At 58.4% G+C, this 15724-nt stretch carries 12 protein-coding genes; 7 read left to right on the forward strand and 5 right to left on the reverse strand.

From position 1 onward, the window contains the following. Positions 1-63 precede the first annotated feature (63 nt). On the forward strand, positions 64-996 hold the full coding sequence (locus GA0071314_RS03960; RefSeq protein ID WP_074395412.1) for an alpha/beta hydrolase: 933 nt from the start codon (positions 64-66) through the stop codon (positions 994-996). A gap of 18 nt (positions 997-1014) precedes the next feature. Here GA0071314_RS03960 and GA0071314_RS03965 read toward each other — a convergent pair whose 3' ends face one another. The 4 genes from GA0071314_RS03965 to GA0071314_RS03980 are packed head-to-tail and all read right to left on the reverse strand — an operon-like array spanning position 1015 to position 7461. Next, the gene (locus GA0071314_RS03965; protein WP_074395413.1) at positions 1015-1710 is read right to left on the reverse strand and encodes a response regulator; all 696 of its coding nucleotides are present in this window, start codon (positions 1708-1710) and stop codon (positions 1015-1017) included. 32 nt (positions 1711-1742) lie between these two features. Next, positions 1743-3158, reverse strand: coding sequence for an ATP-binding protein (locus GA0071314_RS03970; RefSeq protein ID WP_074395414.1), 1416 nt, complete (start codon positions 3156-3158; stop codon positions 1743-1745). Further along, on the reverse strand, positions 3158-6256 hold the full coding sequence (locus tag GA0071314_RS03975; RefSeq protein WP_074395415.1) for an efflux RND transporter permease subunit: 3099 nt from the start codon (positions 6254-6256) through the stop codon (positions 3158-3160). Before GA0071314_RS03975 ends, GA0071314_RS03970 begins: the two co-directional genes overlap by 1 nt. Further along, complete coding sequence (locus GA0071314_RS03980) at positions 6256-7461, reverse strand: efflux RND transporter periplasmic adaptor subunit (RefSeq protein WP_074395416.1); 1206 nt, start codon at positions 7459-7461, stop codon at positions 6256-6258. The genes GA0071314_RS03975 and GA0071314_RS03980 overlap by 1 nt, the downstream gene beginning before the upstream one ends. A 216-nt stretch (positions 7462-7677) precedes the next feature. Between GA0071314_RS03980 and GA0071314_RS03985 the strand changes: the two genes are divergently transcribed. Beyond that, positions 7678-8268, forward strand: coding sequence for a TetR/AcrR family transcriptional regulator (locus tag GA0071314_RS03985; RefSeq protein ID WP_074395417.1), 591 nt, complete (start codon positions 7678-7680; stop codon positions 8266-8268). A gap of 27 nt (positions 8269-8295) precedes the next feature. Here the strand turns inward: GA0071314_RS03985 and GA0071314_RS03990 are convergent, their stop codons facing one another. Continuing rightward, complete coding sequence (locus GA0071314_RS03990; RefSeq protein ID WP_074395418.1) at positions 8296-9099, reverse strand: helix-turn-helix domain-containing protein; 804 nt, start codon at positions 9097-9099, stop codon at positions 8296-8298. Positions 9100-9290: 191 nt separating this feature from the next. On the opposite strand from GA0071314_RS03990, the gene GA0071314_RS03995 reads away from it, so the two are divergent. From GA0071314_RS03995 to GA0071314_RS04015, 5 genes are all read left to right on the forward strand, one after another. Next, on the forward strand, positions 9291-10178 hold the full coding sequence (locus GA0071314_RS03995; protein ID WP_074395419.1) for an alpha/beta fold hydrolase: 888 nt from the start codon (positions 9291-9293) through the stop codon (positions 10176-10178). Next, positions 10179-10598 (forward strand): hypothetical protein, encoded by a 420-nt coding sequence (locus tag GA0071314_RS04000; protein ID WP_074395420.1) that lies wholly within the window; start codon positions 10179-10181, stop codon positions 10596-10598. It abuts the gene before it with no gap. Positions 10599-10758: 160 nt separating this feature from the next. Beyond that, on the forward strand, positions 10759-12942 hold the full coding sequence (locus GA0071314_RS04005) for an OsmC domain/YcaO domain-containing protein (protein ID WP_074395421.1): 2184 nt from the start codon (positions 10759-10761) through the stop codon (positions 12940-12942). Between the two features lie 249 nt (positions 12943-13191). Further along, positions 13192-14655, forward strand: a complete 1464-nt coding sequence (locus GA0071314_RS04010; RefSeq protein ID WP_074395422.1) for an alanine/glycine:cation symporter family protein — start codon at positions 13192-13194, stop codon at positions 14653-14655. Between the two features lie 39 nt (positions 14656-14694). After that, complete coding sequence (locus tag GA0071314_RS04015) at positions 14695-15717, forward strand: asparaginase domain-containing protein (RefSeq protein ID WP_074395423.1); 1023 nt, start codon at positions 14695-14697, stop codon at positions 15715-15717. The last annotated feature ends 7 nt before the right edge of the window (positions 15718-15724 follow it).

Genomic DNA, 15724 nt, shown 5'->3' on the forward strand with positions numbered 1-15724 from the left:
TCATGATCTTAGTAAGCTTGCTGGGGGGCGGGGGCTCATCAGAGGAGAAAGCCCATGAGGCGAATGGCTATGCGGAATAAATCGCTGTTGAAGTACTTGCAGTGCTTCGGTGGGGTTAGTGTCTTGACGTTGCTGCTGAGCGGTTGTGGGGTTACTCATCTTGCCAGCCAGGGTGAGGCCGCCAACGAGGTTGACGCTGCTGCCCAGCAGGCGACGCCTTATACGCGTCTCCCGCCCATGCCGTATACCCCCGATGCGTGGCCCGAGACCCTCAACGCCGAGGTCTATCTGCCCGATACGCCAACCCAGGCGCGTCGCCCGGCAGCGTTGATTGTTCACGGTGGCGGCTGGCGTAATCGCAGCCCCGAGGATATGCAGGGCATTGCCGAGGAATTGGCGGCGCAGGGCTATGTGGCGGTGAATATCGAGCACCGCTTTGTGCCGACCTATCGCTTTCCTGCCCAGTTACACGATCTACAGCAGGCGATGGCCTGGATTCATGCCAACGCTGATGCCTGGGCAGTCGATACTCAGCGCATCGTGGGCGTGGGCTTTTCGTCGGGGGCTCACTTGGTCAGCCTGCTGGCGTTGGCCGGGGTGGAAGGACCGCTGGCAAGCCCCCATGGCGGTGAACACGCTCGCTTGGCCGCAGTGTTGGTCGGTGGTCTACCCAGCGATTTGCTCAAATTTGATGACGGGCGCTTGGTGGTCGATTTTATCGGTGGTACCCGCGCTGAGAAAAATGAGGCTTACCGACTCGCTTCCCCCGAGCGTCAGGTAACGTCCAATGCGCCACCGTTTTTTATCTTTCATGGCACCTGGGACAGGTTAGTACCCGTCGACCATGGCGAGGACTTTTATCAAACGCTGATCGACAACGGTATTGAGAGCGAGCTTTATCTGCTGCACGGACGCGGTCACTTCGCGAGCTTTCTACTACGCGGCGGCGCGATAGAGGCGGGGATTGCGTTTCTCAACCAGCAGGTCGCGCCCTGACCTGAATCGCCGTGGGGCCTAGCCTTCGGGCTGGTACTTATAGCCGACCCCATAAACTGAGCGAATAATTTCCTGCTCGGGGAGTGCTTCGTGGATTTTTTTGCGCAGCTTTTTGATGTGGCTGTCCACGGTGCGCTCCGAGACGATGCGGTTGTCGCGGTACATGTGGTCCATCAGCTGCTCGCGGCTGAAAATTCGCCCAGGGGCCTGCATCATCACCCGCAGCAGCTGGAATTCGACGGCGGTCAGTCCCAGATCCTGTCCTTGGGCGAGGGCTTGCCAGCCGTCTTCGTCTAGCGTTACCAGCGCGTTGCTCACCGCTTGTGGGGCGTTCTCCGCCGCGGCTTGGCTACGTCGCAGTACTGCCTTGACGCGGGCGACAACCTCGCGGGGGCTAAAAGGTTTGCAGATGTAGTCATCGGCCCCTAACTCAAGCCCTAGCAGGCGATCCACTTCTTCAACCTTGGCAGTCACCATAATAACGGCGATATGCGGCCATTGCTGTCGAATCTCGCGGCATAGCGTCAAGCCGTCTTTGCCGGGCAGCATAAGGTCTAACAGAATTAGGCTTGGGGTCTGCTTGGTAAGCCACGGGAGGACATGGTCACCGTGGTCGAGTGTTGTGACTTCGAAGCCGTGGGTGGTCAGGTAGTCGGCCATCAGGCGGGCGATTTTGGGTTCATCTTCCACGACCAGTAAAGAGGCGTTATTCATAGGGCAAGCTCGCTTGAAGAAAAGGACCGGCGTTATTGATCGTTTAACAGCGGAAACCGTAGCGTCCAGCATAACCCACCCAGCGTCGAATGAGAGGCCGATAGGCTGCCGTCGTGGGCATTCGCCAGGGCGCTGGCGATGGAGAGCCCAAGCCCGCTCCCGCCGCTGGCGCGGTTGCGCGAGCCTTCCACCCGGTACAGCCGTTCGGTGAGGCGCACAAGCTCGCTGTCGGGGACCCCGGGGGCGCTGTCCTGCCAGGTGACCACGGCCTCTTCGCCTTCGCGGGCCAGGGTGACCGCAAGCTTTCCCGGGGCGTCGGTGTAGGCGCAGCTGTTGTCCAGCAGGTTATCCCATAGCTGGCGCAGGCGTTGGGCGTCGCCGCGGATCATCACGTCCGGCGCGATCTGCCGGGTTAGGCTCAGGTCGCTGTCGTTAAGCCAGCGGTCGGCGTCTTCCAGGCGACCGGCGAGGGAGTCGCTCAGGTTTAGCGGCGCCAGCTGGATATCCAGCGCGCCGGCATCGCTTTGTGAGAGCAGGCGCAGGTCGGTGACCAGGCGTTCCAACTGATCGACTTCCTGGGCGAGTGACGCCAGGCTTTCGTGGTTCAGCGGGCGAATGCCGTCCTGCATGGCTTCGATTTCACCGCGCAGCACGGCAAGCGGCGTGCGCAGCTCGTGGGCAGTGTCTGAGACCCAGCGCGCCCGGGCGTTGCGGCTGGCTTCCAGGGTGGCGGCCAGCACGTTGAAGTCCTTCGCCAGCCGCGACAGCTCATCGCGCCCGCGCTCGGGCAGGCGGCTGTGATAATTGCCCTCGGTCAAGCGTCGGGTGGCCATGGCCAGGGCACGGGTTCGCCGGCCCAGCCACCACGACAGCCCGCCGGCCAGCAGCAGCGACGCCACGCCCAGCGAGACCACGATAATCATGAGGTTACGCTGCTGGCGTTCGAGAAAGCGGTTTTCCATGCGTTCCATGACCTGCATGGGCGGACGAAACCCCAGCTCGCCGATGAGCTCGCCATCGCTGCGCAGAGGCAGCCAGTGCCAGTTGCTTTCCTGGCCGTTATGGGGCGGCACGATGAACTGCTGCTGGGGATCGCGCAGCACGAAGTCCTGTGCCTCGCCCAGCGGGCTTGGGCGGTCGCGGTGTTCCTGCCCCAGGGCATGGCGTACCACCATCGGCCAGCGTTCCGGCGAGCGCTCGAGCCATGCCCAGCTTTCCTGCGGCTCCCAGCGGTTGATCAGGCTGTCGGCCAGCAGCGTCGCGCGGCGTTCCTGGGCCTGGTTGAGGTATTCAAGAAACCCCCGGTCGATACTGAACGAGACCGCCAGAAAGACCCCGGCGGAAATGGCCACGTTGACGCTCAGGATGATCATGAACAGCTTCAGCCCCAGCCGCGAGAAGCGCCAGTTGAAACGGCCCAGTGTCGAGCGTGAGAGGGGAGGCGGCATTAGCGAACTCCTGGTGAATGGGGCTGGGGCGGGGTGCGAAACCGCTCGCGCAGATGCTCGAGGCTCAGGTAGAGGCAAGGTACCAGAATCAGCAGGATCAGCGTTGCGAAGAGCATGCCAAAGCCCAGCGAGATGGCCATGGGGATCATGAAGCGTGCCTGACGGGAGGTCTCCAGAATCATCGGTGCGAGCCCCAGAAAGGTGGTCAAGGTGGTCATCATGATCGGCCGCAGACGCCGGGTGGCCGCCGCCACAATCGCTTCGCGGGCGGCCATGCCCTCGCGGCGCTTGCGGTTGGCGTAATCGATCAGTACCAGCGCATCGTTGATCACCACCCCCGAAAGCGCCAGCATGCCCAGCAGGCTGATGATCGACAGGCCAAAGCCCATCAGCATATGCCCGCCAATTGCCCCGACGATACCAAAGGGGATGGCGGCCATCACCAGCAAGGGTTGCAAGTAGCTTCTAAACGGAATCGCCAGCAGGGCATAAAGTGCGGCGATCATTAGCCACATGGCCGTGCGCAGCGTGGCAAGATTGTCGGCGGTATCCTGCTGACGCCCGCCCATGGTGACATCGAGCCCTGACCAGTTGCTTTCCAGGTCGGGAAAAACGTCAGTTTGTAAGGTGGCAAGCACCTGGTTGATCGGCAGGTCATCTTCAGCATCGGCAGTGACGGTGATCACCCGCCGGCCGTTAATCCGCTCAATGCCGCTGGAAGCCTGGCTAAGCGATATGTCCGCGACTCTGGAAAGCGGCACGCTGAGCCCGTCGGGCGTGCGCACCGGCAGCCGGTAGAGCTCGTTCAAGCTATTGCGGCTATCGCTGGGCAGTTTTACTTCGACGCTGACTTCGCTGCGGCCGACAAACTGCTCCAGCGCGGTGGCGCCTTGAAGAGGCCCACGTAAGGCTTGGGCCAGGTCGCTTCCGGTGAGGCCCAATGAGCGCCCTTCAGATGAAAGGCGCATTTCCAACTGGGGTTTGCCATCGCCAAGCCCACTGTCGATGTCGGTTAATCCGTAGTTGCCTAGCGAGTCAGCCAGCTCACTGGCCGCCCCTTCAAGGACTTGGGTGTCGGGGTGTGAGAGGCGCAGGCTCAGTGCCGCTCCACTGCCTGGACCGCCCACATCTGATTCAAAGCGAACCGACTGCGCGCCCAGCAGGTCACCGGAGAGCGTGCGCCACTCTCGAGCGATACGCGACGGCGGCCACTCAGCCAAGCTGTCGCGGGCGATATCCAGTCGAACCTCAAGGCTCTCGCCGTCAAGGCGGCTGCGTGAGCTGGAAAATTCAAGCGACGGTTCCCGCTCGCTTAAGGCCTCGGCCGCTTCAAGCAACTGATCGCTCAGTTCGCGGCTGACGCTGATATGGGTGCCAATCGGCAGCGTGACCGTGGCCTGGACTTGGTCGGACTCGACCCGTGGCATCAGCGAGAAGCCAAGACGTCCGCTCATGCTCCAGGAAAGCGTCACCAGCAATATGACGATACCCAGCGCGACGGTCAGCCAGCGTACGTTGAGCGCCCGCTGCAAAAAGGGTTCGAACTGGTGATAGGTAAAATGATGCAGCCCGCCCTGCATGCGTTGGCGTAGGGCTTCCAGCGGGCGTTGCCAAAGGGGAGTCTTGCGGGGTTTACGGCTGTGGGACAGGTGCGCAGGTAGAATAAATAGCGCTTCGGCCCAGGAAATTAAAAATACCGTAATCACGACAACGGGCACGGTGGCAAAAATCAGTCCTAGAAAACCGGGTAAAAACAACAGCGGTAAAAAGGCGACGATGTTGGAAAGTATCGCAAACGTCAGCGGCGTGGCAATTTCTCGGGCACCTTTGACGGCCGCATCGCGCAGTGAGTAGCCTTCTTCGCGATAGCTGTAGATATTTTCACCAACGATAATCGCATCGTCGACGACAATGCCCAGTGCGATAATAAACGCGAACATCGACATCATATTCAGCGACACGCCGATCCAGGGCAGAAACAGCATCGCGCCTAAAAATGCCGTGGGAATGCCCAATGTGACCCAGAAGGCCAGTCGGGCTTCCAGAAACAGCGCCATCAGCACCAGCACCAGAGCCAGTCCCATCCAGGCATTTTTCAGCAGCAGGCTCAGCCGGTCTTCGTAAACTTCTGAGCTGTCGCGGGAAATATCCAGACTAACGCCTTCCGGCAAGCCAGCGCGCAGGCGTTCAAGCTCGCCGTTAACCGCCTCTGAAATACTGGTCGGTGTTTGATCGCCGATCTGGTAAACGTCCACCGACAGGCCAGGCTGACCATTATAGAATTCCTCACGGTCGGTTTCGGCAAAGCCCTCGCGCACGTTGGCGATATCGCCCAGTTTAATCGGGGCGCCCTGGGTGCTGGTAAGAACAGGCAATTCGGCGAAGGCATCGGCGCTGTTGCGGCGCCCCTGGTAGCGGATCAGCCATTCGCCTTCGTCGGTGGTCAACTGGCCGCTGGCTAAGTCTAAGGCTTCCTCGCCAATGATGCTGGCAAGTGCCTGATGATCCAGGCCGTAACGTTCAATGGCTTCATCATCCAGTAGCACTTGGATTTCCCGGTCGCGGTTACCGGAAAGCTCCGCACGGGAAAGGCCATCGGTGGCCTGTAGCTCCGCCCGGACATTTTCTGCGACATCGTGCAGCGTCCCCAGGTCGGTCTGGCCGTAAACCTGCAGGCTCAACACGCTGCGTGTACGCCCAGCCAGAGTGAAGCGGGGTGGGTCAGCAGCGCTGGGCAAGGTGGTGATCGCGTTAACCGACTGTTGGATATCCTGGTACGCGCGCATTACGTCGATGCCATCCACCAGCGTGGCGCTCAGGTTGGCGCTGCCTTCGCTGGCGCTGGCTGTCAGTTCATCAATGCCCTCGACGTCGGAAATAGTCGCTTCAACGGGCAGCAGCAGGCTTTGCTCAATATCTTCCGGTGTGGCGCCCGGGTAGTTAATGGTGACCTGGACAACTTCGGTTTCAAATTCCGGGAATATTTCTTTTTTGATGGCAAGCGAAGCCATGAGTCCGCCAACAATAAACAGGATCATCAACAGATTCGGGGCAACGCCGTGGTCGACCATCCACGCCAGGGGGCCTCTACGCAGCATCAGGTGTCACCTTCGCTGTCGCTTGAGGGTGTGTCGTCGCGTTGCCGTATGCGTACTTGCTGGCCTTCGCTTGGCTGTGCCAACCCCGCCGTCACGACGCGTCGGCCATCGGCCAGGCCGCTGCTGACCAGCGCATGTTCCTGGCCTCGATAGGCTAGCGTGACCTGGCTGCGCTGCAGGCGGTTATCGTCGTCGACCCACCACACCTGCTCGCCAGGCCGTAGCGCGGCGGAGGGCAGGGCGATGAGATTAGGCTTAGAGGTGGTTTCATATGAGGCACGTACAACATCGCCCAGGCGCAGGGCGGGCCCTTCTGTGTTCAGCGCGAGTGGGTCATCAACGGCAATCAAAAGCTGCGCCTGCAGGCCGTTTTCTTCAAGCGCAGGAAGCATGGACACCAGCGCGCCTTCGCGCTGTTCATCATCAGGCCAGCCACTACTGGTCAAGGTTACACGGCTGCCTTCTTTCAACCAGTAAAGCCATTCTCCAGGCAGCGATGCGCGCACCCAAAACTGCTCGACGCCTACTAAATGCAACACCTCAGTCCCCAGGCTCAACAGGCTGCCAGCGCCCACCAGACGCTCCTGCACCATGGCTCGCCAGGGCGCGCGCAGGGTGGCCCGCTCCAGATTCAGTGCGGCTTGGTCGCGGGCGACGCGTGCCTGGGACACCAGCGCTTGGGCCTGACGCAGCTGTGGCTCACGCAGCACCAAGGCCCTGCGTTCCGCCGAGAGTTGACGCCCAAACGACTCGTACTCACTGCGAGCGCGTTGCTGCTCGGCCTGCTCTAAGGCGAGCTGCGCCTCGGCATCCGCTAACTGCGCCTCAGCGTCTTCAAGGGCTAACTGTAAGTCGGCTTGGTCGATATAGGCGACGGGGGCATCTTGTTCCACCACTTGGCCGGGCAGCACACCGTCGGCGAATCGTTCTAGCTGGCCGGCGACCCGGCTGGCGAGCATGGCTTCCTGCTCCGCTTCAACGCGTCCATAGCCTTGCAAATCGGGTGACCGAGCGGATGATGATACGCTGACCACATCGACCAGCGGTGGCGTCGGCTCAGGTGGCGATTGCCGCTCTATACGTGGGGGTTGGGTCACGATCCACCATGCTAACGTAACCCCTGCAATCAGAACGAGCAGCGCGGCCACGGCGCTCAGCCGGATGCGACCATGCTGCGAAGTTGAGAAAGAGCGGCGGTATGTCATGGTCGCGGGTCATCCATTGGCGGAAAGCGAAACTTAGAGCGATAGGGGCGTATCATGCTAGCATCACCTATCGTCACGCAGCGATTAGGTAAGCAATGTGTAAATTGCGTGCAACTCGCTTTGCAAAGCGTCGATATTGTTGCAACGTGGCGTGAGGGGCTTTTGGGCTGACGCTTCACTTGATAATAATAGACTGACTGGTCTACTTTTAATGTTATGAAAAACACCGCTACGCGCGACAAACTTATTGAGACCGGTGCCGAATTGTTCGGCCAGCACGGTTATAATGCCACAGGTATCAATGCCGTATTGACAACCTGCGGCGTACCGAAAGGCTCGTTTTACCACTACTTCTCTAGCAAAGAGGAGTTTGGCCTGGCGGTGATTGACCAATTTGCGGCTGCCTACGACGCACAGCTTGCCGAGCTTCTGGAAGATTCCACGACGCCACCGCTTGAGCGGCTTAGGCGCTATTTTGCTGCCGGACGTGAGCACATGTGCAACTGTGATCACGCCACCGGCTGCTTGATCGGTAACCTTGGCCAGGAACTTTCCGGGCAAAGCGATACCTTTCGCGATGCCTTAGACCGCGTTTTTCAGCGCTGGGAGCAGCATTTGGTAGGCTGCTTGCAGGGCGCTCAGGAAGCCGGCGAACTAAGCGCAGCTGTGCCTGCTGACGCTCTCGCCAGCTTTATTCTCTCAGGCTGGGAGGGGGCGATTCTGCGAGCCAAGACGCTTAAGTCGGTGGTGCCGATGGAGCAATTTGAAGCGATTTTATTCCAGCAGGTGCTGGTGCCTCCCGCTTAGCGCTTGTCAGTCCACTTGCGCTTTTAGTTAGTGGCGAGCACGAAAGTGATGCTCATGAGTGGCTACATCGTTTTGAACTGCGGCTATCAGGGCGTCATCAAGTGAAGGGTCATCCAGCGTTATTAAACCGCACTGTGCCAGCGCTTCACGTAGCCTGATCTGCTCATCCAAGCGTTGATACACTACCCGAACACAGCAGGGCATGCGCTCGCTGTTATCCGCTACGCCTATTTTTAAGCCGGTTAAACGCGTCACTTGGCTCTGAAAGCTCGGAAATAGAATCGTCTGGGTGATTTCATGGCCATTGAGGGTTTCGTGGTCGACCAAAAATAGCCGATCCGCAAGCTTAACCGCGGTGCCCACATAGCGATTGTGGCACGGGCGGGCGTCGGGAGCAGTCTGCATCCGCTCGGTGCGCTGATAAACGACGCCACCCTCCCACTTTTCCAGGCAAACCAGGGTACGCATTAACTGCCCCGGTCGGGACATCGAATGATACAGCTCAAAGTAGCGGCCTATATAGCGCTCCATCCCTTCACTGCCGCGTTGCACCAGCGCGTTAGGCCAAGGCAGTGTTGCTGGGGATGCTTCTGACTTTAGTTGGCCGGTTTGTACCAGGGCACGAAAATCGTGATGGGCAAGAACAATGTCCTCAGTGGTGACACCAAAAAAGTGACAAATGCGCTGAAGTGCCGCGTGGCTGGGACGATAGCGCCCACTCAGGTAGCGGTTGAACTGAGCGCGGTTGATCGTTAAACGCCGACAAACCTCAGCAATGGACGGGTAGTAGCTGCATAGCAGGCGCAGGTTGGCCACAAAATCGTCATGCATGGGGTGACTCGATTCTCTTGGTGTCGTGGCTGCCTAATGTGATGGTTCACGCCCCAGAGTGCAACGCTTTCCCGTTTGCCGGGCAACCCTTGCCATCGAGGCTCAAAGCGTAAAAAGCTATGCTATAAGGGAGCCTGTTATATCACCAACATGCACAGCAAAAGGCTTTTGCAGTAAGCCAGGAGCACGCCATGTTTCAAGGATTTGAAAAAAATAAACGCCAGGTTAACGGCGTCGAGATCGCGTTTCGACAGGGCGGCAGTGGCCCTGCGCTACTGCTGCTCCACGGCCACCCGCAAACCCATGTGATTTGGCATAAAGTTGCGAAAACGCTTGCCCGTCACTTCACGGTAATTGCGGCGGATCTACGCGGGTACGGTGACAGCAGTAAACCCGACGACGACCCCAAACACGTTAATTATTCCAAACGTGCCATGGCGGCCGATATGGCTGAGCTAATGAGCGCACTGGGTTTTGAGCGATTTAAAGTATTAGCCCATGACCGAGGCGCGCGGGTCGCCCACCGATTAGGGATTGACCACGCTGAGCGTGTCGAACGTATGGTGCTGTTGGATATTGCCCCTACGCTTGCCATGTATCGGGGTACCACCGAGGCCTTTGCGCGTAGCTACTGGCACTGGTTTTTCCTGATTCGCCCTCAGCCACTGCCGGAAATGTTGATTCAGAGTGACCCCGCTCAATACCTGAAAAGCGTGATGGGCGCCCGCAGTGCCGGTATGGCGCCTTTCTCATCTGAAGCGCTAGCGGAATACGAGCGCTGCCTATCATTCCCTGGTACCGCCACCGGTATTTGCGGCGACTACCGCGCCAGCGCCACGATTGATTTGGAGCATGATCAGGCAGATATCGACGCGGGCCTAAAACTTAACTGCCCATTAAAAGTGATGTGGGGCGCTGAAGGGGCCATTGAAGCCTGCTTTGATGCCTTAGCAGAGTGGCGCAAGGTAGCCACTCAAGTCGACGGCAAAGCGCTCCCTTGCGGCCACTATATCGCCGAGGAGATCCCCGAACTATTGCTTGAGGAAGCGCTGCCGTTTTTGTCAGGAAATAATATATAGATGAATATTCGTCCTGAGTGCAAAGAAGTGAAACAAAATAAAGCGCAACCCCGTGCATTTATTAAAGCACTGATTTTAACACTGTTGGTTACTACATTGCCGCTGCTTCCGATCGTGCCTTTCGGTACCATGGTGGCCGTTGGTGCTTGGGTTTTAGGGCTTCCTCCTTTCATTATTTTAGCTTTGCCAATACTTATACGTATAGTTAGGAAACCGAATTTTAGTATCTGGGTAGGCATTCCAATAGGTTTTGGTTTGCATATTGTTGCTGCATGCGTTGGAGCTCTAGGGCTGTATTTCTTAGATTTTATGCAGGCCATTGATGGTTTTGTAATGATGGCGATGATCTTTGGTTTTATCTTCGCGCCGTTGTGGTGCGTGCTCTTTTTGCTGTTCTACCATACAAATTTACGGACATGATGCTGTAAAGCCAACCAGCGAGCGATAAGCATAGTTCTCTATGCTTTCTGAGTTTCCCGTGTCAGAAGCCAAGACGAACCGGGTAAAAAACTGGATAATGGCCGCCATCAGCCTATGGCCCCAAGGCCCTTAGCACATTTATCTATCCGGACGCCCGCTCATGGAAATCAAAGTCAACTATCTCGACAACCTCCGCCTGGAGGCCAAGTTCGACGATTTTACGGTCACCTCCGACCAGCCGATTCGCTACAAGGGCGACGGCTCGGCCCCTGGGCCGTTTGACTACTTCCTGGCCTCATCGGCCATGTGCGCCGCCTACTTCGTCAAGGTGTACTGCAACGCGCGCAATATTCCCACCGAGAACATCCGTCTGTCGCAGAACAATATCGTCGACCCGGAAAACCGCTACAAGCAGATTTTCAAGATCCAGGTCGAGCTGCCGGAGGACATCTCTGACAAGGATCGCGAGGGCATGCTGCGCTCCATCGATCGCTGCACGGTGAAGAAAGTCGTTCAGACCGGCCCCGAGTTTCAGATCGAAGTGGTCGAGAATATCGACGAAGACGCCCAGGCGCTTTTGATGGGCGCACCGGAAGGTAGCCGCACCTATATCGAAGGCAAGGACCTGCCGCTCGAGCAGACCATTGCCAATATGAGCGGGATTCTGGCCGACCTCGGCATGAAAATCGAGATCGCCTCCTGGCGCAATATCGTGCCCCATGTCTGGTCGCTGCATATTCGCGACGCGGCCTCGCCGATGTGCTTTACCAACGGCAAAGGCGCCACCAAAGAGAGCGCGCTTTGCTCGGCATTGGGCGAGTTTATCGAACGCCTGAGCTGCAATTTCTTCTATAACGACCAGTACTTCGGTGAAGAGATCGCGGGTAGCGACTTTGTTCACTACCCCAATGAGAAGTGGTTCAAGCCGGGCCCGAATGATGAACTGCCCGCTGAGATTCTTGATGAGCACTGCCTGGCGATCTATAACCCGGAAGGCGAGCTGTGTGGCTCCAATCTGATCGATACCAACTCCGGTCGTGAAGACCGGGGTATTGTCTCGCTGCCTTATGTGCGCCAGTCCGATGGCGAGACGGTTTACTTTCCGTCCAACCTGATCGAAAACCTGTTCCTCAGCAACGGCATGAGCGCCGGCAATACGCTAGTGGAGGCTCAGGTGCAGTGCCTGTCGGAAATCTTCGAGCGGGCGGTAAAACGGGAAATCCTCGAGCAGGAGTTGGCTCTGCCGGATGTGCCGCAGGAGGTGCTGGCGAAATACCCCAGCATTGTCGAAGGCATCAACGCTTTGGAAGCCCAGGGCTTTCCAGTGCTGGTTAAAGATGCCTCCATGGGCGGGCAGTTCCCGGTCATGTGCGTGACCTTGATGAACCCGCGCACCGGCGGCGTGTTTGCTTCCTTTGGGGCCCACCCAAGCTTCGAAGTAGCGCTGGAGCGCAGCTTGACCGAGCTGCTCCAGGGCCGCAGCTTCGAGGGGCTGAACGATCTGCCGCTGCCCACCTTTAATTCGCAAACGGTTGCCGAGCCGAACAACTTCGTTGAGCACTTTATCGACTCGGTAGGTGTGGTCTCCTGGCGCTTCTTCAGCGCCAAGCCGGACTTTGAATTCAGTGAATGGGATTTCTCCGGCAGCAACGAAGAAGAGGCCGAAACGCTATTTGATATCTTTGAGGAACTGGGCGCCGAAGTGTATACGGCGGTGCACGAGGATCTGGGTGCGCCGGTGTGCCGTATTCTGGTGCCGGGTTACTCGGAAGTTTACCCGATCGAAGACTTGATCTGGGATAACACCAATAAGGCGCTGGATTACCGCGAAGATATTCTCAATCTGCACCGCCTGGATGACGATCAACTCACCGATCTGGTCGAGCGCCTGGAAGACAGCCAGATGGACGACCACACCGATATCATCACGCTAATCGGGATCGAGTTTGATGAGAACACCGAGTGGGGGCAGCTTACGATCCTGGAGCTGAAGCTGTTGGTCTACCTAGCGTTGGAGCGTCATGAAGAGGCGCTGGACTGCGTGCAGATGTTCCTGCAGTACAACGACAACACCGTCGAGCGCGGCCTGTTCTACCAGGCAGTGAACGCAGTGCTGGAAATTGTCCTGGATGATGAACTGGAATTGGGTGATTACCTGCACAACTTCCAGCGCATGTTTGGCGAGGCGACCATGGCGGCCGTAGTGGGTTCGGTAAGCGGTGAGGTGCGTTTCCACGGTCTAACGCCGACCAACATGCAGCTCGAAGGCCTTGAGCGCCACCAGCGCTTGATCGAAAGCTATAAGAAGCTCCACGCGGCACGGGCGGCAACTGCCGATATGTAAACTACCCAGCTATTAACAGATCGCGAATCAAACGGCGCGCCTCTTTAACGGAGGCGCGCCGTTTTTTTATGGGTGATGCACTTTGATGCACCCGGTGATGCAGTGAGTGCACACAACTGCACCGCTGCGCCAAATTCAATCCTGCCCCAGGCTTGTTAAAACACTCCCCGCGGCGCGAATTCATAACGCGCGATAGCAAACGACGCCAATTCCAACATAACGCTAATACAAAAACGCGGAGAGAATCACATGCTCGATATGCTCAATGACCTCCTGTGGGGGAAGGTTCTGCTAGTGCTGCTGGTGGGGGTTGGCATCGGTTTTACCGTTGCGTCCCGCTTTGTGCAGTTTCGCTATTTCGGTGAGATGTTTCGTATCCTGGGTTCCGGTCAAGCCTTTAAGCGCAACAAGCATGGCCATCTAAGCTCGTTCCAGGCGCTGGTGCTGTCGGTGGCCGGTCGCGTAGGCGGCGGCAATATCGCAGGCGTGGCGGTGGCGATTACGCTGGGCGGCCCAGGGGCGATTTTCTGGATGTGGCTGGTGGGTTTGATGGGTATGGCCACCAGCTTTTTGGAGTGCACCCTGGCGCAGACCTATAAAGAGGCCGTCGGTGACGGCACCTATCGCGGCGGGCCTGCTTACTACATCGTTAAAGGGCTGGGTAAACAGTGGCGCTGGCTGGCAGCGTTCTACTCGGTACTGCTGCTGTTGACCTTCGGTTTTGCCTTTACCGCGCTGCAATCCTACGCGGTGGCAACCTCCTTCGGTGACGCCTTCGGCGTGCCGGTGCTGTATAGCGGTATTGCCCTGGCGATGCTGGTCGGGCTGATTATCTTCGGTGGTATCAAGCGTATTGCGCGTATTTCCGAGATTTTAGTGCCCTTTATGGCCATCGGTTATATTGCTGTCGCACTGCTGGTCATCGCCATGAATATTACCGAAATACCTGGCGTGATTGCGCTGATTGTGAAAAGTGCCTTCGGCCTTGAACCACTGATTGGCGGCGGTATTGGCGCGGCGATCATGATGGGTCTGAAGCGCGGCCTTTTCTCCAACGAAGCGGGCCTGGGCAGTGCGCCCAATGTGGCGGCGGTTGCTTACGTGCCGCACCCTGCCAACCAGGGCATCGTGCAGGCGTTTTCGGTATTTATCGATACGGTGATTATCTGTTCCGCTACGGCGTTTTTGATCCTGCTCAGCGGTGCGTATGACCCCGCTGCGGGCGCAGGTGTTGAGGGCATTGCGCTAACTCAAGCCGCATTGGCCGACCATGTGGGCGAATGGGGTCGCACCTTTGTCAGCCTGGCGCTGCTGCTGTTTGCTTTCAGCACCATTCTGTACAACTACTATCTGGGCGAGAACAGCCTCAACTTCTTCAGCCGCGATAACCAGAACCTGTTTAACGCCTTCCGCGTGGCCATCGTGCTGCTGGTGTGCTGGGGCGCAACCACCGATTTGGGCACCGTGTTCGGCTTTGCCGATGTCACCATGGGGCTTCTGGCCGTGGTTAACCTGATTGCGCTGATCATGCTGTTCATGCACGGCCTGCGCATTTTGAAAGACTTCGATGGGCAGCGTCGTCAGGGGATCAAGCAGCCGATTTTTGATGCCAACCAGCACCCGGATCTCGACCTGGATCCCAAAGCCTGGGAGCTGGACCCTGAAGAGGCTGATGCATTAAAGAAGCGCCTGGAAGGCGCGCCTGCGAAGTAAGCAATCATCCAGGTTGTAACGATAAGGCAAGGAGAGTCCATGCCCCGCGTACTGATGCTGTATACCGGCGGGACGGTGGGTATGCAGCCATCGCCACAAGGCTACGTGCCCTGCGCGGGGCTGGCCGAACGCCTGGCCGCGCACTTGGCCCTGGGCGATCCTTATCGGCTGCCGGCGTTTGATGTGATTGAAATGCAGCCGCTGATGGATAGCGCTGAGCTAATGCCCGAGGCCTGGAACCGCCTAGTGGCGCTACTGGAAAGCCATTGGCAGCACTACGATGCGTTTGTGGTGCTCCACGGCACCGATACCATGGTGTACAGCGCCGCGGCGCTGTCGTTTATGCTCGGTGCGCTGAACAAGCCGGTGATCTTCACCGGCTCCCAAATTCCACTGGGTGAGCCCCGCAGTGACGCGCTGAATAATGTCGTCAGCGCGCTGCAGCTGGCGGCGCATGCCGCGACACCTTGCGAAGTAAGCCTGGCCTTTCACGACCGGCTGCTGCGCGGTAACCGAGCGCGCAAGGTGCGCACTCAAGGCCTGGATGCCTTCGACTCACCCAACTTCCCTTGGCTAGCGGAGCTAGGCATCAGCGTAAGGTTTCCCCAGCCCTCAGCGTTGCTGAGCGGTATACCGAACTTCGCCCCTATCACGGTGGACGACGAGGCGGTCGCGGTACTGCCGCTGCATCCGGGGATGTCGCTGCGCCGTGCCAAGGCGTTGCTGGCTGATGAGAGTCTTAAAGGCCTGGTGCTTTACAGCTACGGCGTTGGCAACCCGCCCAGCTTTGCAGGCGAGCTGCTTGACGCCCTGAAAGCGGCCAACGAGCGTGGCGTCGCGCTGCTAAACGTGACGCAGTGTGCCCAGGGTGAGGTGGTGCAGGGCGCCTACGCCACCGGTGCCGCGCTCAATCAGGCCGGTGTTATCGCGGGCGGCGATATTACGCTGGAAGCCGCCCTGGCAAAGCTCACCGTTCTACTTGGCCGCGGGCTATCGGGTCTTGCACTGCGACATTGTCTGAAAAGCGCGGTAAGGGGGGAGTGCTGTCATACTGATCAATGATTGTCGG

It is taken from the genome of Halomonas sp. HL-93 (genome assembly GCF_900086985.1).
Classification (GTDB): Bacteria; Pseudomonadota; Gammaproteobacteria; order Pseudomonadales; family Halomonadaceae; genus Vreelandella.

Bases quoted from the DNA above. Each gene is read 5' to 3' on its own strand.
- GA0071314_RS03990 (WP_074395418.1), bottom strand. From the start codon at position 9,099: ATGCATGACGATTTTGTGGCCAACCTGCGCCTGCTATGCAGCTACTAC.
- GA0071314_RS04005 (WP_074395421.1), top strand. From the start codon at position 10,759: ATGGAAATCAAAGTCAACTATCTCGACAACCTCCGCCTGGAGGCCAAG.
- GA0071314_RS03975 (WP_074395415.1), bottom strand. From the start codon at position 6,256: ATGCTGCGTAGAGGCCCCCTGGCGTGGATGGTCGACCACGGCGTTGCC.
- GA0071314_RS03985 (WP_074395417.1), top strand. From the start codon at position 7,678: ATGAAAAACACCGCTACGCGCGACAAACTTATTGAGACCGGTGCCGAA.
- GA0071314_RS04010 (WP_074395422.1), top strand. From the start codon at position 13,192: ATGCTCGATATGCTCAATGACCTCCTGTGGGGGAAGGTTCTGCTAGTG.
- GA0071314_RS04015 (WP_074395423.1), top strand. From the start codon at position 14,695: ATGCCCCGCGTACTGATGCTGTATACCGGCGGGACGGTGGGTATGCAG.
- GA0071314_RS03970 (WP_074395414.1), bottom strand. From the start codon at position 3,158: ATGCCGCCTCCCCTCTCACGCTCGACACTGGGCCGTTTCAACTGGCGC.
- GA0071314_RS03960 (WP_074395412.1), top strand. From the start codon at position 64: ATGGCTATGCGGAATAAATCGCTGTTGAAGTACTTGCAGTGCTTCGGT.
- GA0071314_RS04000 (WP_074395420.1), top strand. From the start codon at position 10,179: ATGAATATTCGTCCTGAGTGCAAAGAAGTGAAACAAAATAAAGCGCAA.
- GA0071314_RS03995 (WP_074395419.1), top strand. From the start codon at position 9,291: ATGTTTCAAGGATTTGAAAAAAATAAACGCCAGGTTAACGGCGTCGAG.
- GA0071314_RS03980 (WP_074395416.1), bottom strand. From the start codon at position 7,461: ATGACATACCGCCGCTCTTTCTCAACTTCGCAGCATGGTCGCATCCGG.
- GA0071314_RS03965 (WP_074395413.1), bottom strand. From the start codon at position 1,710: ATGAATAACGCCTCTTTACTGGTCGTGGAAGATGAACCCAAAATCGCC.